This is a genomic window from Streptomyces paradoxus, assembly GCF_014202475.1.
Lineage (GTDB): Bacteria > Actinomycetota > Actinomycetes > Streptomycetales > Streptomycetaceae > Streptomyces > Streptomyces paradoxus.
The window spans coordinates 943281-968247 of sequence record NZ_JACHGV010000002.1; the positions used below are offsets into that span (position 1 = coordinate 943281).

The 24967-nt window shown below is 71.7% G+C and carries 19 protein-coding genes, 1 tRNA gene and 1 pseudogene; 4 read left to right on the forward strand and 17 right to left on the reverse strand.

The features are described from left to right. Nucleotides 1-14: 14 nt before the first annotated feature. The 4 genes from HNR57_RS09175 to HNR57_RS09190 all read right to left on the reverse strand — a co-directional run bounded on the left by HNR57_RS09175 (nucleotide 15) and on the right by HNR57_RS09190 (nucleotide 4198). Entirely contained in the window at nucleotides 15-1814 is a 1800-nt protein-coding gene (locus HNR57_RS09175) for a DEAD/DEAH box helicase (protein ID WP_184558672.1), read from the reverse strand. Between the two features lie 137 nt (nucleotides 1815-1951). Continuing rightward, nucleotides 1952-2335: a type II toxin-antitoxin system death-on-curing family toxin gene (locus HNR57_RS09180; protein WP_184558674.1), complete on the reverse strand. Its 384-nt coding sequence runs from the start codon at nucleotides 2333-2335 to the stop codon at nucleotides 1952-1954. Next, nucleotides 2332-2532, reverse strand: a complete 201-nt coding sequence (locus HNR57_RS09185; protein ID WP_184558676.1) for a hypothetical protein — start codon at nucleotides 2530-2532, stop codon at nucleotides 2332-2334. The genes HNR57_RS09180 and HNR57_RS09185 overlap by 4 nt, the downstream gene beginning before the upstream one ends. A gap of 40 nt (nucleotides 2533-2572) precedes the next feature. Further along, nucleotides 2573-4198, reverse strand: a complete 1626-nt coding sequence (locus HNR57_RS09190) for an MFS transporter (RefSeq protein ID WP_184558678.1) — start codon at nucleotides 4196-4198, stop codon at nucleotides 2573-2575. A gap of 193 nt (nucleotides 4199-4391) precedes the next feature. Here HNR57_RS09190 and HNR57_RS09195 point away from each other — a divergent pair. Further along, a tRNA-Cys gene (locus HNR57_RS09195) sits at nucleotides 4392-4466 on the forward strand. Between the two features lie 17 nt (nucleotides 4467-4483). Here HNR57_RS09195 and HNR57_RS09200 read toward each other — a convergent pair. Then, complete coding sequence (locus HNR57_RS09200; RefSeq protein ID WP_184558680.1) at nucleotides 4484-5572, reverse strand: hypothetical protein; 1089 nt, start codon at nucleotides 5570-5572, stop codon at nucleotides 4484-4486. A 707-nt stretch (nucleotides 5573-6279) separates the two neighbouring features. Between HNR57_RS09200 and HNR57_RS09205 the strand changes: the two are divergent. Beyond that, nucleotides 6280-6496: pseudogene (locus tag HNR57_RS09205) on the forward strand (transposase); the annotation flags it as partial. 355 nt (nucleotides 6497-6851) lie between these two features. Continuing rightward, complete coding sequence (locus HNR57_RS09210; RefSeq protein ID WP_313673176.1) at nucleotides 6852-8072, forward strand: LPXTG cell wall anchor domain-containing protein; 1221 nt, start codon at nucleotides 6852-6854, stop codon at nucleotides 8070-8072. A gap of 11 nt (nucleotides 8073-8083) precedes the next feature. Here the strand turns inward: HNR57_RS09210 and HNR57_RS09215 are convergent, their stop codons facing one another. The 10 genes from HNR57_RS09215 to HNR57_RS09260 all read right to left on the reverse strand — a co-directional run bounded on the left by HNR57_RS09215 (nucleotide 8084) and on the right by HNR57_RS09260 (nucleotide 21167). Further along, nucleotides 8084-9250: an SUKH-4 family immunity protein gene (locus HNR57_RS09215; RefSeq protein ID WP_184558684.1), complete on the reverse strand. Its 1167-nt coding sequence runs from the start codon at nucleotides 9248-9250 to the stop codon at nucleotides 8084-8086. Nucleotides 9251-9548: 298 nt separating this feature from the next. Then, entirely contained in the window at nucleotides 9549-11867 is a 2319-nt protein-coding gene (locus HNR57_RS09220; RefSeq protein WP_184558686.1) for a xanthine dehydrogenase family protein molybdopterin-binding subunit, read from the reverse strand. After that, nucleotides 11864-14038: a 2Fe-2S iron-sulfur cluster-binding protein gene (locus HNR57_RS09225; protein ID WP_184558688.1), complete on the reverse strand. Its 2175-nt coding sequence runs from the start codon at nucleotides 14036-14038 to the stop codon at nucleotides 11864-11866. The genes HNR57_RS09220 and HNR57_RS09225 overlap by 4 nt, the downstream gene beginning before the upstream one ends. Next, nucleotides 14035-14928 (reverse strand): FAD binding domain-containing protein, encoded by an 894-nt coding sequence (locus HNR57_RS09230; protein ID WP_184558690.1) that lies wholly within the window; start codon nucleotides 14926-14928, stop codon nucleotides 14035-14037. The genes HNR57_RS09225 and HNR57_RS09230 overlap by 4 nt, the downstream gene beginning before the upstream one ends. A 291-nt stretch (nucleotides 14929-15219) precedes the next feature. Next, nucleotides 15220-16845, reverse strand: coding sequence for a beta-N-acetylhexosaminidase (locus HNR57_RS09235; protein ID WP_184558691.1), 1626 nt, complete (start codon nucleotides 16843-16845; stop codon nucleotides 15220-15222). Nucleotide 16846: 1 nt separating this feature from the next. Continuing rightward, nucleotides 16847-17692, reverse strand: a complete 846-nt coding sequence (locus HNR57_RS09240) for a carbohydrate ABC transporter permease (RefSeq protein ID WP_184558693.1) — start codon at nucleotides 17690-17692, stop codon at nucleotides 16847-16849. Then, entirely contained in the window at nucleotides 17689-18564 is an 876-nt protein-coding gene (locus HNR57_RS09245; RefSeq protein WP_184558915.1) for a carbohydrate ABC transporter permease, read from the reverse strand. The genes HNR57_RS09240 and HNR57_RS09245 overlap by 4 nt, the downstream gene beginning before the upstream one ends. A 209-nt stretch (nucleotides 18565-18773) precedes the next feature. After that, nucleotides 18774-20072 (reverse strand): extracellular solute-binding protein, encoded by a 1299-nt coding sequence (locus HNR57_RS09250; protein ID WP_184558695.1) that lies wholly within the window; start codon nucleotides 20070-20072, stop codon nucleotides 18774-18776. A gap of 211 nt (nucleotides 20073-20283) precedes the next feature. After that, entirely contained in the window at nucleotides 20284-20565 is a 282-nt protein-coding gene (locus tag HNR57_RS09255; protein ID WP_184558697.1) for a DUF3039 domain-containing protein, read from the reverse strand. A 29-nt stretch (nucleotides 20566-20594) separates the two neighbouring features. Then, nucleotides 20595-21167, reverse strand: coding sequence for a YqgE/AlgH family protein (locus HNR57_RS09260; RefSeq protein ID WP_184558699.1), 573 nt, complete (start codon nucleotides 21165-21167; stop codon nucleotides 20595-20597). Nucleotides 21168-21419: 252 nt separating this feature from the next. On the opposite strand from HNR57_RS09260, the gene murA reads away from it, so the two are divergent. Beyond that, entirely contained in the window at nucleotides 21420-22760 is a 1341-nt protein-coding gene (murA, locus tag HNR57_RS09265; protein ID WP_184558701.1) for a UDP-N-acetylglucosamine 1-carboxyvinyltransferase, read from the forward strand. A 101-nt stretch (nucleotides 22761-22861) separates the two neighbouring features. Here the strand turns inward: murA and HNR57_RS09270 are convergent, their stop codons facing one another. Both HNR57_RS09270 and HNR57_RS09275 read right to left on the reverse strand, forming a co-directional pair. Further along, nucleotides 22862-23143 (reverse strand): HU family DNA-binding protein, encoded by a 282-nt coding sequence (locus tag HNR57_RS09270; protein ID WP_003990598.1) that lies wholly within the window; start codon nucleotides 23141-23143, stop codon nucleotides 22862-22864. A 330-nt stretch (nucleotides 23144-23473) separates the two neighbouring features. After that, on the reverse strand, nucleotides 23474-24907 hold the full coding sequence (locus HNR57_RS09275) for an NAD-dependent malic enzyme (RefSeq protein WP_184558703.1): 1434 nt from the start codon (nucleotides 24905-24907) through the stop codon (nucleotides 23474-23476). Between the last annotated feature and the right edge of the window lie 60 nt (nucleotides 24908-24967).

Consider the following 24967-nt stretch of genomic DNA (forward strand, 5'->3'; position numbering starts at 1 on the left):
AACGAATGACAACGTCACTTCATCCGCGTAGCCCACTCCTGCACCTTGGTGATCCGCTGCTTCAGCTGCCCCGCAGTCGCCTCAGCCGCCGGAGGCCCCCCGCACACGCGCCGCAGCTCCGTGTGGATCACCCCGTGCGGCTTGCCGCTCTGGTGGACGTAAGCGCCGACCATCGTGTTGAGCTGCCGCCGCAGCTCCATCATCTCCTTGTGGGAGACCACCGGCCGCCGCTCCGCTGGCACTTCGAGCAGGTCGGCTTCCTCGTCCGGCTTCTTGCGGCTGTGCGCGATCTGCCGGGCCTGCCGCTTCTGCAGCAGCAGCTGCACCTGGTCGGGCTCCAGCAGGCCCGGGATGCCGAGGTAGTCCTGCTCCTCCTCGCTGCCCGGGTGGGCCTGCATGCCGAACTCGGCACCGTTGTACATGACCCGGTCGAAGACGGCCTCGGACTCCAGCGCCTCGAAGGAGAACTGCTCCTGCTCACCGGTGTCCTCGTCCTGCTCCCGGTTCGCCTCGTCCATCTCCTTCTCGGACTCGGCGTACGGGTCCTCCTCGCCCGCCTTCTTCGGCTTGTCGAGGACGTGGTCGCGCTCGCGCTCCATCTCGTTGGCGAAGGAGAGCAGGTCGGGCACGGTCGGCAGGAACACCGAGGCGGTCTCGCCGCGCCGCCGGGACCGCACGAAACGGCCGACGGCCTGGGCGAAGAAGAGCGGGGTGGAGATGGTGGTGGCGTAGACGCCCACCGCCAGCCGCGGCACGTCGACGCCCTCGGACACCATCCGCACGGCGACCATCCACCGGTCGTTGTTCGCGCTGAACTCGTCGATCCGCTCGGAGGCGCCGGAGTCGTCGGACAGCACGAGGGTCGCCTTGCTGCCGGTGATCTCCCGGATGAGCTTGGCGTACGCGCGCGCCGAGTCCTGGTCGGAGGCGATGACCAGGGCGCCCGCGTCCGGGATGGCCTTCCGGACCTCGGTCAGCCGCTGGTCGGCCGCCCGCAGCACGGACGGCATCCACTCACCGCGCGGATCCAGCGCGGTCCGCCAGGCCTGGCTGATGGCGTCCTTGGTCATGGGCTCGCCGAGCCGGGCGGCGATCTCGTCACCGGCCTTGGTCCGCCAGCGCATGTTGCCGCTGTAGGAGAGGAAGATGACGGGCCGGACGACGTTGTCGGCGAGGGCGTTGCCGTAGCCGTAGGTGTAGTCGGCCGCCGACCGCCGGATGCCGTCGTTGCCCTCCTCGTACGTCACGAAGGGGATGGGGTTGGTGTCGGACCGGAAGGGCGTACCGGTCAGGGCGAGCCGCCGGGTCGCGGGCTCGAAGGCCTCCAGGCAGGCCTCGCCCCAGGACTTGCTGTCACCGGCGTGGTGGATCTCGTCGAGGATGACGAGCGTCTTGCGCTGCTCCACGCGGTTGCGGTGCAGCATGGGCCGGACGCCGACACCGGCGTACGTCACGGCGACGCCGTGGTACTCCCGGCCGAGCGGCCCGGCGCTGTACTCCGGGTCGAGCTTGATCCCTATGCGGGCCGCGGCCTCGGCCCACTGCTTCTTCAGGTGCTCGGTCGGGGCGACGACGGTCACCTGCTGCACGACATGGTGGTGCAGCATCCAGGAGGCCAGCGTCAGCGCGAAGGTCGTCTTGCCGGCGCCGGGGGTGGCGACCGCGAGGAAGTCCCGCGGCTGTTCCTGGATGTACTTCTCCATCGCGCCCTGCTGCCAGGCTCGCAGCTTGCTGGCGGTACCCCAGGGGGCGCGGCCGGGGAACGCCGGGGACAGGTGGTGCGAGGCGGAACTGGTGCCGGCGGTGGTAGTCACGGTCTCCGTTGGGGGTCGGGCGGCTCGTGCGAGGGAGCCTGACGGCTCGGCTACGTATGACAACCGGGCCACCCTACCGGCGCCCCGAGCCGGTCAACGCGCGGACCGGGCCGGGTCACCTGTGGGTGGGACCGACGTCACAGCTCCCTCAGTCGTCCCGCGATCCCTTCGACCTCCGCCTCGGCCCCGGAGGCGACGTCGACGACCAGCGCGTAGGCCGTGTCCTTGTCCGCCCCGGCCAGGTCGACGCCGTTGAGGGCGAGGAAGGCGGCGGTGGCCAGCCAGGCGGTGCGCTTGTTGCCGTCGACGAGGGGGTGGTTGGCGGCGAGGGCGTGCAGGAGGGCGGCGGCCTGCTCGTACAGGTCGTCGTAGGCGGCCGTGCCGAACATGCGGGCGCGGGGGCGGTGCACGGCGGAGGCGAGCAGCCCGGGGGCGCGCGCCTCGGGCGGCCGCCCGCCGAAGGCGACCTCGGCGATGGCGGTGACCTCGTCGACGGTCAGGTAGCGGGTGTCCCTGGTCATTCGCCGAGCCTCCTCAGCAGGTCGGCGTGGTGGCGCGCGAGCCTCTCCGCGACGGCGCGCACGAAGGCGCCTTCCTGGCCCAGGTATGCGCGTACTGCGTGCAGCGCCACCTCCTCGGGCGTGCGGCCCTGGGCGTCCGCGAGGTCGTCGAGGGCGGTCCGCAGTGCGGGGTCGAGGGGCAGGTCGAGGCGGGACATGCGCAGAGGCTACGGCCGGGGCATGGCGAGGGCGACCGCTTTACGGCGACGTCTGCGGCCGTCGTTCCCGCAGGCGCGTCGACACCCAGGCCCCGGCCAGCGCCACCCCTGCCATCGGCAGGAACACCGCGGTGAAGGCGGCCGGGTGGGAGCCGGACGTGTGGGTGGCCGAGTGGGTCACGGTGCCGCCGCCCAGCGCGGCGAAGGCGGCGCCGCCGGCGGACAGCAGGACGACGTTGGAGAGGCCGTCGGAGATCTGGAGGGCGGCGGAGTTGGTGCCGGCCTCCTCGGGGGCGGAGAGCTTGAGCAGGAGGACGCTCGTGGAGGAGATCACGAGCCCCATCCCGAAGCACCCGAAGGCCCAGGCGACGGCGACGGTCCAGACGGGCACGGAGTCGATCAGCACACTGGGTGCCGTGGCGATGGCCGCCGCCACCAGCAGCATCCCGACGGTGGTCAGCCGCTCCCGGTACGGCTCCACCCGCGACCGCGACTGCACCCACGAGCCCAGCGCCCACGTCCCCCCGCCCGCGGCGAGCGAGAAGCCGGCCAGCGTCGGACTGAGCCCGCGCTGCGTGACCAGCATCAGCGGCACGAACGACTCGGCGGCGATGAAGGACCCGGCGGCGACGCCCCGCAACAGCACGACGGACGGCAGGCCGCGCACGGCCCGGTACGTGCCGCGCGGGAGCAGCCCGAGCACGGCCGGCACGAGCAGGGCCATACCCACGGCACCGGGCAGGAGCGAGAACGGGCGCAGGTCCTGGGCGGCGTACTGGAGCAGCCCGGCACCCAGGGAGATGGCCAGGGCGAGCCGGATGCGCCGGCGGTCGAACGAGGCGGGCGGGTCGTGCGGCGGGGTGGGCCGGTCGGTCGTCCGCGTCGGCTCCGACGTGACGGGCCGGTCGGTCGTCCGCACCGGATCAGGGGTGACGGGCCGGTCGGCGAGGGCGGTCCGTTCCGCCGGGACGGGCACATCGGGACCTTCCACCGCGGCGGACTCGGCGGCGGTGTGCCCCGCCGGGCCGGACGCCCGGCGCCTTATCTGCGGCAGCGCGAGCGCGAGCGGGAAGACGACGAGCAGGGGTATCCCCACGAACACCCATCGCCACCCCAGCTGTTCGGTCACCGTGCCGGCGGCGAGCGGGCCGACGATCGACGGCAGGACCCAGCTCGCGGCGAACGCGGCCATGATGGCCGGCCGCAGCCGCTCGGGATAAGCCCGCCCGACGACGACGTACAGGGCGACGATCACCAGCCCACCGCCGAGCCCCTGCACGGCCCGGCCCAGGATGAACACCCACATCGCCCCGGCGGTGCCGGACAGCAGCAGCCCGGCGCCGAAGGAGGCGATGCCCGTCGTCAACGGCCCGAGGGGCCCACGCCGGTCGGACCACTGTCCCGAGAGCACCATCCCGAACAGGCTGGTCGTGAAGTACCCGGAGAAGGCGAACGCGTACAGCGACACCCCGTCCAGCTCCCGGGCCGCGACCGGCATCGCCGTCCCCACGGCGGTCGCCTCGAAGGCGATGAGCAGCACGACGGAGACGATCCCGACACTCAACGCCCGGTACGCCGCCCCGAGCACACCTTCTTCCCGCTCGGCCACGGAGGGCGGACCAACGGCTTCCTCGACATCGGCATCACGCGGCTTCGGGACGGTCATGCCCGCCAGCGTAAGGTCCACACCGCACGGTGACCCCTGTCCCTGGACGGTCCCGGCCTCAGACCTTGGTCGTACGCCCCGCCTCTCGGCCACGCCCTTCATGAACTGCGTATGGCAGTCACATTGCAGCCCACGCAACCCCCTTGAGCCGGGCTTCACCCAGCTCTACGGTCACTACACCGAGTTCAAACACGGCCGTGTGCCCGAGTGGTTCAGGGGCTCGCCTGCAAAGCGAGTTACGTGGGTTCGAATCCCGCCACGGCCTCCATTGCCTGAGCGGCACAGCTACCGCACGGTCCGCCTGGCTGCTCCAGGAAGACCCGGCGTGTGCTCCAGTGTCGGGGTGTGTTCCGTCGGGGTGACGGGGGGCTCTTCGGGCGTCTGCGTGCCGGGCGTTTGCTCCTCGGGCGTTTGCTCCTCGGGCGTCTCCTCCTCGGGTGTCTCCTCCTCGGGTGTCTCCTCCTCGGGCCGCTCCGGTGTCTCGCCGGGCGTCTCGGGTGTGGTTTCGGTGGTCTGCTGGGTGTCGGGAGTCGTTTCACCGCGCGGCGGCTCTGCGCACTCCGGCTCCTGTCCGGGCTGGCGCTTCAGGCCGCCCACGGCAGGCGACTTGCAGATGTAGCTGGTGACGCCGTTGTGGCCGTCGATGATCTGCTGGCGGGTTTTCGATCCCTTCTGCAGGTAATTGTTGATGAAGTGGATGGCCAGGGGGTTCAACTCAGGCTGCGGTGGCGTCGCTTCGGCAGTGGGGTCAAGTGAGTCGTTGTTGATGCTGTTGATGATGTCGTTGGGGAGCAGGACGTAGCGGCTGTCGTCGGTGTTCAGAGTGGTGGGGTCCTCATCCTTGAAGGGCGGTGCGATGTAGATCGCTCCGATGGGAGAAGGGCCGGGGCGTTTGGCCGACACATCCGCATCCAGATCTCGCTTGACCTGCCGAACGATGAAACAACCGTCGCTGTGGGCGACCAGAACGACTCGGTTGCCGGCGTTCAGTTCGCCGCGCACCTGCTTCGTCAGCTCGCCGTACGCGGGGCTCTTCCTGGCGGCTTCCGGCGAGGCCCACCTGTTCACCAGCCCTGGCATGGAATTCGTCAGAGCATCTCCGGCGGCCGTCACCGTGACCATCAGGTCTGGCACTGCGAGGGGATGGGTCAGGGAGTCGATCAGGTCGACCACCGCTTGAGGCTTGTCCTTCTTGACGGCCGGATTCTGGGCCCCGGCCATACCGGCTCGCACGCTTCCGATGGGGTCCACGGCGCTGCGGTTGTACACGGTGGTGATCTGCTGTACCAGGGCGTCGCCCAGCGCGGTCCCGGCCTGTGGCAGATCCAGGACGCTGTTGTTGAGGACGCCGTTGGTGAAGAATGTCTTCACCATGGGCTGAGCCTGGGCCGGGGCATTCGGGGCGGCCCTCGGAGCTGCTCCGACTGTCTGTCGCCCGCCGGCACCCTGGTTCCCCTTCCTCGGGGGAGCCGGCACCGTCACCGAGTGACCGTTCAACTCGGCATTGTTCTCGAGGAATGCGTCCATGCCGCCACGCCTTTTCCACTGGCGGGCGTGTGAGGCGAGCACCTCTCCGAGCATTTCCTGCGGATCCATTCCCGCATCCCGGGCGGCGGCCATGGCATCGGCGACGTCCTGGAAGGCGCGCTGTGCCCCTTGGCCCCGCAGTGGGTCTTCCGTGGCGGCCAGACGATCCCGGAGTTCTTCGGGTGCGTCTTCTTGCCTCGATGCCCCTGTCGCCGTCGGACCGCATGCTGTCGTCAAGGTCGCGGCCACGCCGAGCACCAAGGCGGTCCATGCCGCGGCAAGGGCTCTTCTCCAATCGCCCTCCGGCCGGCACGGGTGCCTGTTTCGGGCTTCTACGCGGGTGTGCGTCGTGTTCCTCATCCCGACTCCGTTCCGCGAGGAATTCCCCGGCGCGGAATCCGGGGCGGGTTCAGTTTTGCAATCACCGTGACACGCCCGACGCGGCGGCGCTCGACGCTGTCCGCTGAACGGGGGGGACCCGCAGTGACGTACCGACGGCTGCCGCACGGCCCCGTCGCGGGCCGGCTCGCCCGGGTCGAACCGAGACTGCTGGCCGGGCGGCCTGCGAGGCCGATGCCGTCCGTGACGATGTCCGGTGAGTACGTCGTCGAACATCTCCACGGTGAGGGCGCGGTACTGGTCGTGGACGAGACCGGCGACGTGAAGCAGGGCACCCGCAGCGTCGGGGTCCAGCGCCAGTGCACCGGCACCGCCGGGCGGAGCGAGAACGCCCAGGTCGCCGTCTCCCTCGTCCACGCCGGCGCACGCGGGACGAGACAGTGGAACGCGGGACGGTCTGGCCCTCCCCTGCGAGGTCGTCACGTTCCTCGACCGGCTGCGGGCGCTCGGCGTCGACGAACGGATCGTCCAGGCCGAACAGGAGGGCTGATCCCGCTTGCGGCGCGCTCACCCGGGCGAGTGGCGGAGCCCCCCAATTCCCACCACACCCCGCCCGCCTCGTCCCGAAACACCCGCGTCCCATGCTGCCGACTGGACCTGCCCTCTCTGACACTCCGTCGGCCCCAGCGAACTCGTGCACAACCCCGAGCACCCTTCAGGCGTCCAGAACATGACCGGTAGCCGATGCTCCGGTCGTTCGCCCGCTGTTTCGACGAGGAGAACCACCGTGCACCTCCGCCCCCCGGCAGCCGTTCTGGCCGCTGCCGTGATCGCCGTCACCGGTCCCGCTGTCGCCGCGCCCCTGGCACACGCCGAGGACGGTGCGCCCGAGCTGGTCGTGTCGGCCCTGCCGTCCGCGGCTCCCAAGCCGGGTGAGGTGTACGACAAGTCCGTCACCCTCACCAACAAGGGCACGGCCGCCGTGGACGGGGTCACCTTCCGGGTGCGTCTGACGCGCGGGCTGGACTTCCCCGAGCAGGTGAAGGGCTGCACCTACTCGACCGTCAAGGAGCAGGTCAGGCAGGCGGTTTGTGAACTCGACACGGTCGTCGAGCCCGGTGCCTCCGTCACCACGCCCGTCCGGTTCAAGGCGCTGGACAACGCCCTGATGGAGTCCGTCGAGTACGGCACGAGCGCGAGCGGTGAGGCGCCGGGCGAGGGGTTCGACGACAGTTACCGGCGGCTCACCCTGACCGCGGACAACACCGCCGACCTCGTCGCGGTCGGTGAGGACACCGAGGCGCTGGCGGGCGAGGAACAGTCGGTGACGGCGACCCTGCGCAACGACGGCCCGGGCTGGGTGCAGAACCAGGAGAGCGACGACCTTCCGGGCCTGCTGGTGCAGATCCCGCCGGGCACCGTCGCCGTCAAGGTGCCGAAGGACTGCGCGCCGTTCGGGATCGACGGGCCGAGCGGGCCGCAGGGGACCACGGGCAAGCCCAAGTACGTGTGCTGGCCGCAGGACGGGACCCTCGACGTCGGTCAGTCCCTGGCCTACACCTTCACGCTGAAGATCAAGGAGTCCGCGCAGGACACCGAGGGCGAGGTCAAGGCGTCGTCCGTCTACGACATCGCCCCGAAGTACGACACGAACCGCGCCAACAACACGGCCGTGATCAGCATCGACCTGCCGAGCGACTACGAGCCGGAGCCGAGCCCCTCGGACGGCGCGGACGGTGGTACCGGCGACGGCGGGGTCGGCAACGCCCCCGAGGGGCAGGCCGCCGGCGGCACGGGCGCCACGGCCTCACCCTCGGCCACGGCCTCCGACGGCACCTCGACCGGTGGCTCCACGGGCAGCACCACCGGCAGCACCACCGGCGGCAATCTCGCCACCACCGGCTCCGACGGCACCCCGCTCCTCGCCGGTGCCGCTGCCGCCGCCGCGGTGATCGGCGGCGGCCTGGTGTTCGCCGTACGCCGCCGCAACGCCGCCAGGTCCGCCTGACGGCAGGGCCGTCAGAGCACCCCGCCCGCCTCGTCCTGGAACGCGTCCGTCCAGTAGTGACGGACCGTTCCGCCCGCGGTCACGCCCGTCGGGTCCACCGTCGACAGGACCTGGAGCATCGTCATGGCCAGTTGGTCGTAGGTGTCGGTCGTCAGCTCGTGGGACGACTGGGCGTCTATCGCGCGCTCGCGGTGCAGCAGCCAGAGCGTGAAGGCGAGGGTCGACACGTCCGTGTTGAGCGGGTACAGCGTCGCCTCGGGTTCGCTCCAGTTCAGGACCGCGCCCGTCGCGCCGTCGACGACCAGGCTGTTGTCCTCGACGAGGTGGCCGAGGCGGATCAGGCGGTGGGCCCCGGCGGGGAGTTCGGCCGGGGCGCCGGTGTCGGCGTAGTACTCGGCGAGCGTCGCCAGGGGGACGTCCGTGTCCAGGGAGAAGACGTGGGCGTCCTCCGGCAGGCCCACCTCGCGCAGGAAGCGGCGGGTCGGTTCGTGCGTGAGAGTCGCGGGGAAGTCGACGTCCTCGAAGCGCGCGACCTTGCCGGGGCCGAACTCCTGGTCCAGGAGGCGGTGCGGGAGGTCCAGGGAGAGGCCGGACGCACCGCCGCGGCCCGCCACCAGGGACAGGGGGCGGATCAGTGCCGCCATCTTCCAGAACGGGGCCGGTTCGCCGTCCGCGCCGTCGCGGAAGACCGCCAGCAGGTGCCGGGACGCCTCCGCCACCGCCTTGGGGCCGTAGCGGCCCGCGTAGGAGGCGAACTGGCCGCGCAGGCCCGCCAGTTCGTCCGTGGCCTCCGCGAAGCGCACCAGAGTCCGCAGGGAGGGGGCCAGGGGGCGGCGGTCCATCAGGTCGGGGCGGTCGTGCAGGACGTACGTCGTCGAGATCTCGCCCGTCGCGCCGTCGAGCAGGACCGACTCCGTCTCCAGGCCGGCGGGGCCCAGCAGTCCGCCTATCACCAGCTGTTCGCGCAGTTCCGCCGAGAGGCGGTCGCCAGGGTCGCCCGTCGAGTCGGCGACCGTGCGCAGGCCCTCGCGGCTCAGCTCCGCGAAGCTCAGCACGCCGCTGTCGCCGGGCAGTCCGGGGCCGGTCAGCCAGTGGCGCGTGGACGCGTGCGTCACCCACGGGTCCAGCTCGGACTCGGTCAGGGTGATCACCGCGGAACCGGCGTCGGTCGTACTCATGGGCTCCCCCGCATGTGCTTGCTCACCGTCCCCTGGCGGAGCACGGCAGACCGCCCGGGCCCAGCCCGGCAGCCGCTCCCCACTGCCCAGAACAGTACGCCCCACCACTGACAACGCCCCGGAACAGCGACGCGCGCCCGGCGACCACGCCACGTCACCTCACAAGACGCTCAGAGCACCCTGGCGCGTTCCCTTTCCGCCGAAATCGCTTTCATCCTGTGGCACGGCGTCAGTTTCACGAGGGTGGAGTGGAGTCCGATGCGCGGGGTCCGGGCGGGCCCGCGGGGAGGCATCGGCCTCAGCCCCGTTCCGTCACCACCGCGGCCTGGGGGCGGATCGGGAGGCGGTTCACGGGGCGGCCCGTCGCGGCCCGGACGGCGGACGCGACGGCCGCCGGGGACGTCACCACCGGCACCGCGCTGACGGACTTGGCCCCGAACGGCGCGACGACGTCCCGTTCCTCCACCAGCCGGACGATGCGGATGTCGGGCGCGTCGAGGGCGGTCGGGAGGGCGTAGCCGGTCAGATCGGGGTGGCGGACGATGCCGCGCGGTGTGCGGAGGTTCTCCGTGAGGGCGATGCCCACGCCCTGCGTCACCCCGGCCTCGATCCTGGCCGTCAGCTGGGCGGGGTTCAGAACCCGGCCCACGTCCTGGGCGACGGCCAGTTCCACGACCCGTACGGAACCGAGCTCGATGTCGACGTCCACCACCGCGCGGATCGCGCAGAAGGCCATGCCCACGAAGGCGTCGCCCTGCCCGGCCTCGTTCAGCGGCTCGGTCGGGTGCGGACGGCACTGGGCGGTGGCCCACAGTTCCTTGCCGTCCAGCGCCTCGGTGACGGTCGTCGAGAGGACCCCGTCGTACGAGGTGATCTTGCCGTCGGTGATCTGGAGCAGCTCCGTCGACATACCGAACTTGTGGGCGAGCGGCTGGAGGAGCTGGGTGCGGACCATCTTGGCCGCGCGCTCCACCGCCCCACCCGACACCCAGGTGTGCCGGCCGCGGCAGCCCGCGCCCGCCGGGGGCTGGTCGGTGTCGACCGGCGCCACGTGCACCTCGTCGACGCCGAGCGTCTCCTGGACGATCTGCCGGGCCAGGGTCGTGAAGCCCTGGCCGGTCTCGACGGCCGCGCACAGGACCGTCGCGACGCCGTCGTGGACCTTCACGGTCGCCGTGGAGACCTCGTCCGCGCCCTCCGCGCCGAGCATGTGCACCATGCCCACGCCGTAGCCGACGCCCCGGCGCACCGCGCCCGGTTCGCCCGCACCCTCGGGGCCGCCGGGCAGCAGCCACTCGTCCTCGGGGGTGTCCTTGGGCAGCGGCGGCAGCGGGAAGTCCCGTACGGCCTGGAGGAGTTCGGCGACCGGGGCCGGGCAGGTCACGGTCTGGCCGGTCGGCAGCACGTCGCCGGTGGCCAGGGCGTTGCGCAGCCGCACTTCCGCAGGGTCGAGGCCGAGCTTCTTGGCGATCTTGTCCATCTGCGCCTCGTAGGCGGCGCAGACCTGCATGGCGCCTTCGCCGCGTACGTGCCCGGACGGGGGGTTGTTGGTGCGGACGGCCCAGCCCTCGATGAAGGCGTTCGGGACGACGTAGGGGCCGCAGGCGAACGCGACGGCGGCGGCCAGGGCCTGGGAGGAGGTGTCGGCGTAGGCCCCCGCGTCGAGCAGGATCTGCGCCTCGACCTTGACGAGTCTGCCCTCGGCGTCGGCGTGGTGCCGGTAGCGCAGCAGGGTGGGGTGCCGGTGGACGTGGCCGAGGAAGGACTCCTCACGGGTGGCGGTGAGTTTCACCGGGCAGCCGGTGCGCAGCGCGAGCAGGCCGAGCGGGAGCTGGAAGCCCTGGTCCTCACGGTCGGCCGTGGCGCCGGGGACTCCGGTCACGACGACCTTGACGCGCTCGGGTTCCAGGCCGAACGCGGCGGCGGCCGCGTCGCGGTCGGCGTGCGGGTCGGTGGAGGCGAGGTACAGCTCCACCCCGCCGTCCGGGCGCGGTACGGCCAGGCCCGCCTCGGCGCCGATGGGCGCGGGGTCCTGACGGCCGATGCGGTACAGGCCCTCGACGACGATCTCGCCGGCCGCCTCCGGGTCGCCGTGGTGCAGCGGGATGTGCCGGATCAGGTTGCCGTCGGGGTGCAGCGGCTCGGCCTCGAAGGCCTGCTCCGGGTCGGTCACCGGGTCGAGCACCTCGTACTCGACGATGACCGCGGCGGCGGCCATGCGCGCGGTGTCCGGGTGGTCGGCGGCGACGGCGGCGATGGGTTCGCCGTGGTGGCGCACGACCTCGGAGGCGAAGACCGGCCGGTCGGCCTTGCCGCGGCCGTGCAGCGGGCTGCCGGGGACGTCCTCGTGGGTGACGACGGCGCGGACGCCGGGCATCTCGCGCGCGTGGGTGGTGTCGACGGACAGGATGCGCGCGTGCGGGTGCGGTGAGCGCAGCACGGCCGCCCACAGCAGGCCCTCGGCCCACAGGTCGGCGGCGTACGGGAAGGTGCCCTCCGTCTTGGCGCGGGCGTCGGCGGGCGGGAGCGAGGCGCCGATGCCGTGCGGAAGCGGGTCGGGGGCGGGGGCGGCCTCCGCGGCCTGTGCGGCCTGGGCGGTGGCTGCTTCGTTGCTCACGCGGGGCCTCCGTCCTGGCCGTAGGGCTGCTCATGCGGTTCTGGGGAGTGCGGTTCGGGGGTGCGCGGTTCCGGGGGCGCCCCGAAGGCCGACGCGTTCACGCCACCGGCGCCCGGGCCCGCCTGGTGCGGGATGCGGGCCTCGTCGGTGTCGCCGTCGGCGGGCGCGGAGTGGGTCTCGCGTTCGGCGACGACCTCCTTGACGGCGTCCACCACGCCCCGGTAGCCGGAGCAGCGGCACAGGTTGCCGCACAGCGCCTGGCGGGTCTCCAGCTCGGTGGGGGCCGGATTGCCCTCCAGGAGGTCGTGCACGGTCATCGCCATGCCGGGGACGCAGAAGCCGCACTGCACGGCGCCGCAGCGCGCGAGCGCCCGCTGCACGTCCGACGGCTGTCCGTCCTCGGCCAGGCCCTCGACGGTGCGGACCTCGCTGCCGGCGGCGGTCACGGCCGGGACCAGGCAGGACGCCACGAGCCGTCCGTCGACCTGGACGTTGCACGCGCCGCACTCGCCCTGCGAGCAGCCGTCCTTGGCGCCCGCGAGTCCGAGCCGCTCGCGCAGCACATACAGCAGGGACTCGCCGATCCACGCGTCGCCGACGGGGCGTTCGGTGCCGTTGACGCGCAGGACGTAGGAGGCGAGGGGGTGTTCCTCCTGGGGGGCGGCGGGGGGCACATCGTGCGGGGCGGCGGCCAGGGCGTCCGGGGTTTCCGCGGTCTCGGCCGCCGGGGCCTCGTCCGGGGCCGGGTCGTCCTGGTTCTCGCCGCCGGCGGTCTCCGGGGCGGTGTCGCCGTCGGCGTCCGCGGAGGCGGGGAGGTGCCCGGCAGCGGGCTCGGAGGGGCCCTCGGCGGCCTCTGCGGCCCCGGAGGCGTCCTCGGCGTCCTCGGAGGGCTCACCGTGGCCGGGAGCGGACTGTGAGGCCTCCTGGGCGTCCTGCGGGGGCGCGGCGGCTTCCGGGTGCGCCTCGGGCACGGGCTCCCCGGGGAACTCGCGAGGGGCCTCGGCGTACGGCTGCCCGGGCGCGTGGCCGTCGGGGGCGGACGCCTCCGGGCCGTGGCCGGGGAAGTCGGCGGGCTCGAACCCGTGGTCGGCCCCGGGGTCGGTTCCGTGGTCGGTTCCGTGGTCGGCGAAACGGGACGGCCCCGCCGGGTGGTGACCGGCCGCCCCGGTCTCCTCCGGCGCGTACTCGGACGGCTGAGGCGCGTGCTCCGTGCCGGGCGCCTCCGGCGCGTGGCCGAACTCCACCGGCCGGTGCGCGGTACCGGTGTCCTCGTGGGCTCCCGGCGCGTGGGCGTCCCGGGGATGTCCGGGTCCGGCCTCAGGGCCCGCCTCCCGCGGCAGCGGCCCGGCGGCCTGCTGCTCCGATGCGTATCCGGGGGCCGGTCCGGTGTCGCCCTGCCGCCCGTGGTCCTGCTCGTGACCGTGCTCGTGGGGGTAGCCCCGGCGGGCCTCCTCCTGCCCGGCCGTGTCCTGCCCGTCCTGCCCCCACGGCCGGCCCGCGGCCTGGGTCGCCCAGGGTGCGGGCGCGCCGCCGGGCAGCGTGGCCGGCGGGGTGCCGCCCCACTGCTCGACCAGCGAGGACGTGGTGAACTCGCCCGACTCGTCCGGAAGGTCGCCCCCGGCGACGGGGATGGACCACTGCCCGGTCACGTCATGGCCGGGCGCGGCCCCGGCCGCCGCGGTCTCCTCGAAGTTCCACTGCCCGGTCGCCCCGGGGTTGTACGTGAACCGGTCGTCGCCGCCGTGCTGCGGCGCCGTCGCGTCGGAGGCGTAGGGCGTCCCGGGGTCGTACGGCGCTTCGGAGCCGCCGTACGGCTGCTCGGGCACGTCGTGGCCCTGCTGCTGGTGCGCGCCGTGCTCGTGTCCGTGCTGCGGGTGCCCGGCGTTCGGGTCGTGCCACTGCGCGCCGTCGACCGGCGCTCCCGGTACCGGCCACGCGCCCGTGGCCGCCGGGTCGGTCCCGGCCGTCGAGGCGGGGTTGACCGTTATCTGCGGCGGTACGTAGCCGTGGCCGGGCGCGGCCAGGGGGCTGTCGGCGGCCAGCAGGGCGTCGACGCCCCCCTCGGGGAGTTCGACGAAGGCCGTGGCGCCGTCGTCGTACTCGCCCTGGGGCAGCGGGTCCCAGCGGCTGCCGCCCCGGGGCGTGCCCTCTCCGTGCTGGTCGTCGGTCACGACAGCGCCCTCCCCAGTGCTCGTCGGGCCAGCGCGGCGACGGTGCGCCGCAGGTGCAGTACGGCGGGCGGAAGCTGCGCGACCGAGCCGTCCTCGGCCGGCGCCGCGTCGGGGATGCAGGCCGCGGCGACGTACTCCCCGAAGGCGTTCAGCGCCTCCGGGACGAGCGCCCGGTTGTTGTCCCAGTCGATGAGGCTGCCGACCCACTGCTCGGCCTCCAGGGGCCGCAGCGGCATCGGCGCTATGGCGCCCACCGCGCAGCGCACACCCCGGCGCGCGGGATCCAGGACCAGGGCCACGGACGCCACCGCCCGCCCCGGGCCGGTCCGGCCGGTCGCCTTCAGGAAGACCTGCGGGGCGTGCAGCAGCGGCACGCGCACGTAGCCGATGAGTTCGCCGGCGCGCAGCATGTCCATCCCGGCCAGCAGGTGCGAGACCGGGATCTCCCGGCGGGCCCCGCCCGGGCCCGCGACGATCAGGGTGGCCTCCAGGGCGGCCAGCACCGGCAGCGCGTCCCCGGTGGGGGCGGCGGAGGCGATGTTGCCGCCCAGGGTGCCCGCGTTGCGGATGTGCGGCGGGCCCGCGGCGCGCGCGGCGGCGGCGAGCGCCGGGATCAGGGCCGCGAAGTCGGGGCGGCCCATGCGCGCGTGCGTGAGGCCCGCGCCGAGCAGCGCGTGACCGTCCAGGTACTGCCAGCCGCGGATCTCGCTGATCCGGCCGAGCCCGACCAGCGCGGCTGGCCTGAGCTGCCCGGAGTTGACGGCGGCCATCAGGTCGGTGCCGCCCGCGACGGGCACGGCGGCGGGCATGGCGGTGAGCGCCGCGACGGCCTCGTCCAGCGTCGTGGGCAGCGTGACGGCCTGCCCCGCCTGCGGTGCGTGCGTGGTCAAACCGGCTGCCCCTTCCCGCTGCCCCACCTGGTCCCACCTGTGCTGCCGTACGGTACGTGCTGACAGGGCGGACGTGGCAACTCTGGCACATCTTGGCAAGAGCCGAAGACACGGGTCCGCTAGGAGGCATTCGCCCACCTCACCGGCGAGATGGTCCGTTTTCGCACAGGTTCACCAGTGCATGCCGATTGGCACTTTCGGTGACCCTTGTGCGCTTTTTCCGTGGCCTGTTCGAGCTGTTCGGTCGCGACGGGCGGCAGAACCGGTCGCCGGGCGTCGCGACCGCCGGCCCTACCGGACGGGCGGCGGACCGTCGATCGGGCGGCCCAGCACCCCCGGGCGCTGCTGCCAGGGCAGCGGGCCGGTGGGAGGCCGGTAGGCGACGCCCAGGGCGTCCAGCCGCCGGTAGTGGGCGGCCATACGGCGCTCGAAGCCGGCGAAGTCCCGTTCCGCCGGGGCCGGCAGGGCGCTCCAGGCGACCTCCGCGAAGGCCACGAGCCGGGGGAAGGCCTGGTAGTCCACGCGCGCGTGGTCCTCCATCACCTCCGTCCACAGGTTGGCCTGCGTGCCCAGCACGTGCCGGGCCTCCTCGGGCGTCAACTCCGGTGGAACGGGCTCGAACCGGTAGACGTCCTCCAAGGTGCGCACCCACCCGATCGGTACCGGCTCGTCGGGGCCCGGGTCCTGACGATGGTCCAGGTACACCTGCTGCTCGGGGCACATGACGACGTCGTGGCCGGCCCGGGCGGCGGCGATGCCCCCGGCGTAGCCCCGCCAGGAGGACACGGCGGCACCCTCGGCCAGCCCGCCCTCCAGGATCTCGTCCCAGCCGATCAGCCGGCGGCCGCGCTCGGCGAGCCAGGTGTCGAAGTGCCCGATGAACCAGGACTGGAGCGCGTCCTCGTCCGCGAGCCCGAGTTCCCTGATGCGCGCCTGGGCGGTCTCGGAGCTCCGCCACTGGTCCTTGGGGCATTCGTCGCCGCCGACGTGGACGAACTCCGAGGGGAACAGCCCGAGTACTTCCTCGAAGACGCCCTCGTAGAAGCGCAGGGTGTTGTCAGTGGGGGCGAGTACGTTCGGGTTGATTCCCCAGGTGTCCCAGACGGAGAGGGCGGTGGTGTCGATGACGTCGGTGTTGCCGAGTTCCGGGTACGCGGCGATGGCGGCCTGCGAGTGGCCCGGTACGTCGATTTCGGGGACGACGGTGATATGCCGCTCGGCGGCGTAGGCGACGATCTCCCGGATGTCGTCCTGGGTGTAGTAGCCGCCGTGCGGCTTGTCCTCCCACAACGGCGAGGCCCGGTGGCCGGTTTTGGTGCGGGCGCGCCAGGAGCCGGTTCCGGTCAGCCGCGGGTGCCGCTTGATCTCGATGCGCCAGCCCTGGTCGTCCGTCAGATGGAAGTGGAACACGTTGAGTTTGTGCGCCGCCATCAGATCGAGGTAACGCAGCACGCCTTCCTTGGGCATGAAGTGCCGGGCGACATCGAGCATCAGACCGCGCCAGCGGAATCGGGGGGCGTCCTCGACCGTGAGGTACGGCACGGTCCAGGCGCGGTCGCGGTCCAGCGGGGCCCTGCGGTACGCGTCGGGGCCGAGGAGCTGGCGCAGCGTCTGGGCGCCCCAGAAGACGCCGGCGGCGCCGCCGCCCTCGATGAGGACGCCGTTCCCGTCGCTGACGAGGCGGTACTCCTCGGGGCCGAGTGCGGGACCGAGCCGGAGCCCGATGCCGTCGCCGGCGGCGTCGTCGCGGTCCCGGGCCTCACGGAGCGGCAGGCCGGTGGCCTGCCGGAGGGCGGTGCTCAGCCAGTGGCCGACGCTCTCCGTCCCGGTGCCGGCGTGGAGCCGGGAGTGCGCCGTCAGCCGCACCTCGCCTGTGGCGGCGGCGACGCTGCGGGGCTCGGGAACCAGTTCGGTCACGTCAGTCCTTCACCGCCCCGCCCAGTCCGGAGACCAGACGGCGCTGTACGAGTACGAAGAAGACCAGGACCGGGATCGTCATCACCGTGGAGGCGGCCATGACCCCGCCCCAGTCCGGGTCGTCGGGCTTGTAGAAGACGAGCAGCGCCATCGGCAGCGTCGACTGCGAGGTGTCGCTGATGATGAACGACTTGGCGAACAGGAAGTCGTTCCAGGCGGAGATGAACGAAAAGACGCTGGTGGCCACGAGACCGGGCAGGACGAGCGGGAAAAGGATCTGCCAGAGGAATCGCGCCCGGCTCGCCCCGTCGATGTACGCGGCCTCCTCCAGCGCCTCCGGAACGGCTTTCACGAACCCCCGCAGCATCCAGATCGCGAAGGGCAGCGAGAAGGCGATGTGGGGAAGGACCAGCGAGCCCAGCGTGTTCAGCTGACCGGCGTCCCGCATGAGGAAGAACAAGGGGATCGTGAGGGCTTCCACGGGCACCATCTGGGCCACCAGAAACATGATCAGAAGGGTGGTCCGGAGGCGGAAGCGGAATCGTGTGACGGCGGTCGCGGCGAGAAACGCGATGAGCGCGGAGGCGATCACGACACAGCCCGCGACGAGAAGGCTGTTGAGGAAGTAGCGGCCGAATTCCTGCTGCCCGAAGACGCGCCGGAAGGAATCGAGGGAGGGCGCGAGCGTCCACGGCCTGGGCTCGCTCGACTCGATCTCCCCGGCCGGTTTGAAGGCGCTGAGCACCATCCAGTAGAGGGGGAAGGCGACGACGGCCGCGATCAGCAGGGCGGAGGCCTCGGCGGCCGGCCGGCCCCGGCGGCGCACACGGGCGCGGAGCGGATTCACAGTTCCTCCCCCTGCCGGCGCAGCAGCCGCAGGTACACCGACGTGACGGCGAGCAGGATCAGCAGCATCACGACGCCGATCGCGGAGCCGAGGCCGTACTGCGAGGACGCGAAGGCCTGCTGGTAGGCGTAGACGTTCAGGACCAGGTTCTGGCCGGCGATGCCGCCGCCGTTCGTCATGACGTAGATCTGGGTGAAGACCTTGAAGTCCCAGATGACCGACTGGATGGTGACGACGACCAGGATCGGCCGGAGCATCGGGGCGAGTACGGAGCGCCAGATGCGCCACTGCGAGGCGCCGTCGAGGGAGGCGGCCTCCAGTACTTCGCCGGGTACGGCGCGGATCCCGGCGTACACGGTCACCATCACGAACGGGAAGGAGCACCAGACCACTTCGAGCAGGACGAGGAAGAAGGCGCTGAGACGGCCGTAGGTCCACGAGTGGTCGCCCAGGCCCAGCATCCGGTTGACCGGGCCGAAGTCCGGGTCGAAGAGGAACAGCCACACCGTGGAGCCGGTCACGGCCGGGGTGGCCCACGCGCCGAGCGCGGCCAGCATCAGCGCGAGGCGCGGTACGGCTCTGACGCGCGTGAGCAGCACGGCGAGGGCGCAGCCGACCGCGAGCGTGGAGACGACACAGGCCGCCGCGAACAGCACGGTGGCGAGCAGCACCTGCCAGAACTGCGGGTCCCCGAACAGCTCGGCGTAGTTCCCGAACCCCTCGAAGGTGGCGGGCTCGCCGCCGCTGACCTGTGCCTGCGTGTACTGGAAGAAGGAGATCAGCCCGAGCTGGTAGATCGGGTAGACGAGCAGCCCCCCGAGCACGACGAGCGCGGGCGCGAGATACAGCCACGGCGTCCAGCCGCCGGACACGAGCGGGGACGTGCCGGACGCGGCCCGGCGCGAGCCCGTCCGGCCGCTCCGGTTCCCCCGGTCGCCCTTGCCCGGGGTCCGGCCGGGCGAGCCACCGCCCTGCCGGGCACGGACCGCGACGGAGCCCTCCGGGACCACTCCCGCCGACGCACCCGCGGCCCCGCCCCCGTCGGTGTCCGTCGTTTCCGTGTGGTGGTCGTTCACCCGGCTCACCCCGCGGAGCCGAACGCGGTGTTCATCTTCTTCGCGGCGTCCTCAGAGGCCTGTGCGACGTCCTTCTTGCCGCTGATGACCTCCTGGAACATCGTCGGCAGGACGAGGGAGGAGTCGATCTGGGCCCAGGCGGGCGACGCGGGGACGAACTTGGTCCCGGCGGAGAGGGTCCGCACGAAGGGCTTCACGAACGGCTCCTGCCGCGCGACCTGCTGGCGGACGTCCGTGAAGGTCGGCAGGAAGCCCATCGCCTCGAAGAGTTCGCCCTGCGTCTTCTTGGAGGCGAGCTGCTCCATCAGCTGTACGGCGAGCGTGCGGTGCGAGGTGCTCTTCAGGACGCCGATGTTGTTGCCGCCCGCGAAGGCTGGTGCGATCGAGCCGGACTTGACTCCGGGCAGCGGGACGACGGCGTACTTGCCCTTGACCTTCCCGGCCTCGACGGCGGTGTGGCTGAAGTCGCCGCCGATGGCCATGCCGGCCTTGCCCGCGGCGAACGCGGAGACCGTGTCGTTGCCGCCCATGCCCGCGCACTTGGCGGCCGGGCAGTTGTCGTCGCCGAACAGGGACGTGTACGCCTTGATGCCCTTGCGGGCCTGAGGGCTGTCGATGCCGGACGCGTACGAGCCGCCCTTGCCGCTCGCGATCTCACCGCCGTTGGCCCACACGAACGGCATCGCGCCGTAGGTGTAGGCACCGCCGACCACCAGCCCGTACAGCTCGGGCTTCGCGGCGCGTATCGCGCGGGCGGTGGAGGCGAGTTCGTCCATCGTCTCCGGGACGGACAGGCCGAGCTCCCTGAACACGTCCGTGCGGTAGTACAGGGCGCGGACACCGACGTAGAAGGGGGCGCCGTAGAGCTTGCCGTCCACCGTCACCGACTGCCTGGCCGTCGGGTCGGTGTCCTTCGCCTCGCTCCAGTCGCCGAACTCCTCCGTGACGTCCAGGAGTCCGCCGTCCTTCACATAGCCGGCCGTGTCGGTGTTGCCGTACTCCATCACGTCGGGCGCGGAGGCGGGGTCGTTGAAGGCGGCCTTGACGCGCTGGGCGCGGGTGTCGATCGGGATGTACTCGACCTCGACCTTCGTGCCCTTGTGGGCCTTCTCGAAGCCGGCGACGACGGAGTCGACGACCTTCTGCTTGGGTGCGTTGCCGACCTCCTGGAAGAGCCACACGCGCAGCGTGCCGGTCTTCTCGTCCTTGTCGGGGGAGGAGTTCGAGGAGGTCTGGGGCGCGCACCCGGTGGCCACGAGAGCGGCGAGCGCGGTGAGCCCGGCAAAACGGACGGACAGCTTCATGGAGTGCTCCTCCGAAGGTGTGTTGCAACATGCGCAATGAAGGTTTCGCTGTGCACAACACATCGGAGGCTAGGGACTGCATGAACACGCCCACAAGAGGTCTCAACCACTCTGTGACCGGCAGACGCACCCCGTGCAACGCCCGGACAGCACAAAAGCCCCCAGGGCGCGCAAAACGCGCCCTGGGGGCCTCACGCCCCGCGGGTCGGGCCTACTTGCCGCCCTTGCCCTTGTCGTCGTCGCCGGAGCTCATGGACTCGTAGATCTCCTTGCACATGGGACACACGGGGTACTTCTTCGGGTCGCGGCCCGGCACCCAGACCTTCCCGCACAGCGCCACGACGGGGGTGCCGTCGAGGGCGCTCGCCATGATCTTGTCCTTCTGGACGTAATGGGCGAAGCGCTCGTGGTCACCGTCACCGTGGGAGGTCTGCGGCGTCGGCTCAACGAGGGTCCCCGTACCAGTCCCGCGCTCGGGCTCGAGAGTGCTCATAGGGCCAAGGGTACTGAAGCTCACACGCATCAGTTGAGCGAAGGGTCGTCCGGGTACGTCGCGACCATCGCCAGCTCGCTGCGCTGGCGGCGCAGCACCTCGCGCCAGAGCCGCTCGGGAGACGGGGACGAGACGTCGCCCGGCTCCGACTCGACGACGTACCACGCGCCGTCCACCAGCTCGTCCTCCAGCTGGCCCGGGCCCCAGCCGGCGTACCCGGCGAAGATGCGCAGGGAGCCGAGGGCCGAGGCCAGCAGCTCCGGCGGGGCCTCCAGGTCGACCAGGCCGATCGCGCCGTGCACCCGGCGCCAGCCCAGCGGAGTGGCCTCGCCGGACGCGCCGCCGGGAACGACCGCGACCCCGAGGGCCGAGTCCAGCGACACCGGGCCGCCCTGGAACACCACACCCGGTTCCACGGCGAGGTCCCCCCAGCCCTCCAGGATGTCGCCGACGTCCACCGGAGTGGGGCGGTTCAGGACGACACCGAGGGAGCCCTCCTCGTCGTGGTCGAGGAGCAGCACCACCGCACGGTCGAAGTTGGGGTCCGCCAGGGCGGGGGTGGCCACGAGCAACCGCCCTGTGAGCGAGGACACCTCGGTCATGGCAGAAATGATCCCGCATTCTCCCTTCGCGTGGGGAGGCAATGCGGCACAGGGAGGGAACGCAGCTCAGGGCGCACTGATGCGTCCCACGCGCACGAAACCGGCCGTGACCCCACGTGCCCGGCCCGGAACGGTTCGTGTTGTGACAGAGCTATGACGTGGCTGGGTCTTACTCAGGCTTACAGAAGGGGGGTGGTGGGCGATTACCCTTTCCCTCCTGGCCCCTGCCCGACTCCACGGAACGCGAGATTCATGACCGTCAACGACGATGTCCTGCTTGTCCACGGCGGAACCCCGCTGGAGGGCGAGATCCGTGTCCGCGGTGCGAAGAACCTCGTACCGAAGGCCATGGTCGCAGCGCTGCTGGGCAGCGCTCCGAGCCGGCTGCGCAATGTTCCGGACATCCGCGACGTTCGGGTCGTACGGGGTCTGCTGCAGCTGCACGGTGTGACGGTCCGTCCGGGTGACGAACCCGGCGAACTGGTGATGGACCCGACGCGCGTGGAGAGCGCCAACGTCGCTGACATCGATGCCCACGCCGGTTCCAGCCGTATCCCGATCCTGTTCTGCGGCCCGCTGCTGCATCGCCTCGGCCACGCGTTCATCCCCGGGCTCGGCGGCTGCGACATAGGCGGCCGGCCCATCGACTTCCACTTCGACGTGCTGCGCCAGTTCGGCGCGCGCATCGAGAAGCGGGACGACGGCCAGTACCTGGAGGCGCCGCAGCGGCTGCGCGGCACGAAGATCCGGCTGCCGTACCCGTCCGTCGGCGCGACCGAGCAGGTGCTGCTGACGGCCGTCCTCGCGGAGGGCGTCACGGAGCTGTCCAACGCGGCCGTCGAGCCGGAGATCGAGGACCTCATCTGCGTGCTGCAGAAGATGGGCGCGATCATCGCGATGGACACCGACCGGACGATCCGCATCACCGGTGTCGACAAACTCGGCGGCTACACCCACCACGCCCTGTCGGACCGGCTGGAGGCCGCGTCCTGGGCGTCGGCGGCGCTGGCGACCGAGGGCAACATCTACGTCCGCGGCGCGCAGCAGCGCTCGATGATGACGTTCCTGAACACCTACCGGAAGGTGGGCGGGGCCTTCGAGATCGACGACGAGGGCATCCGCTTCTGGCACCCGGGCGGACAGCTGAAGTCCATCGCCCTGGAGACGGACGTCCACCCCGGCTTCCAGACCGACTGGCAGCAGCCGCTGGTGGTGGCCCTGACGCAGGCCACGGGCCTGTCCATCGTCCACGAGACGGTCTACGAGTCCCGCCTCGGCTTCACGTCCGCGCTGAACCAGATGGGCGCGCACATACAGCTGTACCGCGAGTGCCTGGGCGGCTCCGACTGCCGCTTCGGCCAGCGCAACTTCCTCCACTCCGCGGTCGTCTCGGGCCCCACCAGGCTCCAGGGCGCGGATCTGGTCATCCCCGACCTGCGTGGCGGCTTCTCGTACCTCATCGCGGCGCTGGCGGCCCAGGGCACGTCCCGGGTCCACGGCATCGGCCTCATCAACCGCGGCTACGAGAACTTCATGGAGAAGCTCGTGGAGCTGGGCGCGAAGGTGGAGCTGCCGGGCAAGGCGCTCGGGTAGCTCGCGTCAAGACGCCAAAGGGGCGGCCACCCGGTTCGGGTGGCCGCCCCTTTGATGTCACTCACTGTGGTTCGCACACCGCCGGCGTGCGAACGGCAGGGTTACTTGCCCTTGGCCGCTTCCTTGAGCTTCGAGCCCGCGGAGACCTTCACGCTGTAGCCGGCGGGGATCTGGATGGGCTCGCCGGTCTGCGGGTTGCGGGCGGTGCGAGCGGCACGGTGGGTGCGCTCGAAGGTCAGGAAGCCGGGGATGGTGACCTTCTCGTCGCCCTTGGAGACGATGTCGCCGACGACGTCGGCGAAAGCGGCCAGCACGGCGTCGGCGTCCTTGCGAGTCACCTCGGCGCGGTCGGCCAGCGCGGCCACCAGCTCACTGCGGTTCATGTTGTTACTCCCGTGTTCATCTTGCCGTTGAGGCGTCAGATCGAAGCCGATGCTGCCAGGGTCCTCGATGAGTCCCCGGACCCGGGTCCGTCGTCAGACCCTCGCGCCCAGGGACGCATCCTGCCCCTACCTGCGGCGGGAAAGCCAATCCGGCACCCGCAGGAGTCGTGAGAACACCCTTGGGGAGTCACACGAAAAGAGGGCCTGAGCCTTTCGCCACGATAGCTGCGCTGCTGACAGGGTTCTTGCGACGCGCCGGGTTCCGGGCCGCCGTGGGGTTACTCACAGTCCCGGGGCCGGGCCCCGTGGGGGCCCGGTCCGGCCTCGGCCTCAGACTCCGGACGGGCTGCCGGCCATCGCGCCGACCGCCTTGGCGGCCTCCCGGACGGCGCCGGCGACGGCGCCCGCGACCTTGTCGTTGAAGACGCTCGGGATGATGTAGTTCGGGTTCAGCTCGTCCTCGGTCACCACGTCGGCCAGGGCCTTCGCGGCGGCCAGCATCATCTCGGTGTTGACCGTCCGCGACTGCGCGTCCAGCAGACCGCGGAAGACACCCGGGAAGACCAGCACGTTGTTGATCTGGTTAGGGAAGTCCGAACGGCCGGTGGCGACAACGGCCGCGGTCTGGCGGGCGATTGCCGGGTCGACCTCGGGGTCCGGGTTCGCGAGCGCGAACACGATCGCGTCGTCGGCCATGGCGGCCACGTCGTCGCCGTCGAGGACGTTCGGGGCCGAGACGCCGATGAAGACGTCGGCGCCGCGCACGGCCTCCTTGAGGGTGCCCGTGAGGCCCTCGGGGTTGGTGTTGTCGGCGATCCAGCGCAGCGCCGAGTCCGGGGCGGCGTCCACGAGGTCCTCGCGGCCGGCGTGCACGACGCCGTGGATGTCGGCGACGACGGCGTTCTTGACGCCCGCGGCGAGCAGCAGTTTGAGGATGGCCGTACCGGCGGCGCCGGCGCCGGACATGACGACGCGGATGTTCTCCATGGCCTTGGCCGCGACGCGCAGGGCGTTGGTGAGCGCGGCGAGGACGACGATCGCGGTGCCGTGCTGGTCGTCGTGGAAGACGGGGATGTCCAGGGCCTCGCGCAGCCGGGCCTCGATCTCGAAGCAGCGCGGGGCGGAGATGTCCTCCAGGTTGATGCCCGCGAAGCCCGGGGCGATCGCCTTGACGATCTCGACGATCGCGTCGGTGTCCTGGGTGTCGAGGCAGATCGGCCAGGCGTCGATGCCGGCGAACCGCTTGAAGAGGGCCGCCTTGCCCTCCATGACGGGCAGCGCGGCCTTCGGGCCGATGTTGCCCAGGCCCAGCACGGCGGAGCCGTCCGTCACGACCGCAACGGAGTTGCGCTTGATGGTGAGGCGACGGGCGTCCTCGGGGTTCTCGGCGATGGCCATGCAGACGCGGGCCACGCCCGGCGTGTAGACCATGGACAGGTCGTCACGGTTGCGGATGGGGTGCTTGGACGCCATCTCGATCTTGCCGCCGAGGTGCATGAGGAAGGTCCGGTCCGAGACCTTGCCCAGGGTGACTCCCTCGATGCCGCGGAGTTCCTCCACGATCTCGTCCGCGTGCGCGGTCGACGTGGCCGCGATGGTGACGTCGATACGGAGCTTCTCGTGACCGGATGCGGTGACGTCGAGGCCGGTCACCGAGCCTCCGGAGGACTCCACGGCGGTGGTGAGCTGCGAGACGGCGGTTCCGCTCGCGGGCACCTCCAGCCGGACCGTCATCGAGTAGGAGACGCTGGGCGCCGTTGCCATGGCCGACTTCCTCTGCTTTCACCTGACGCTGAGTTGTGCCGTCCGATCGTCGCACCTACC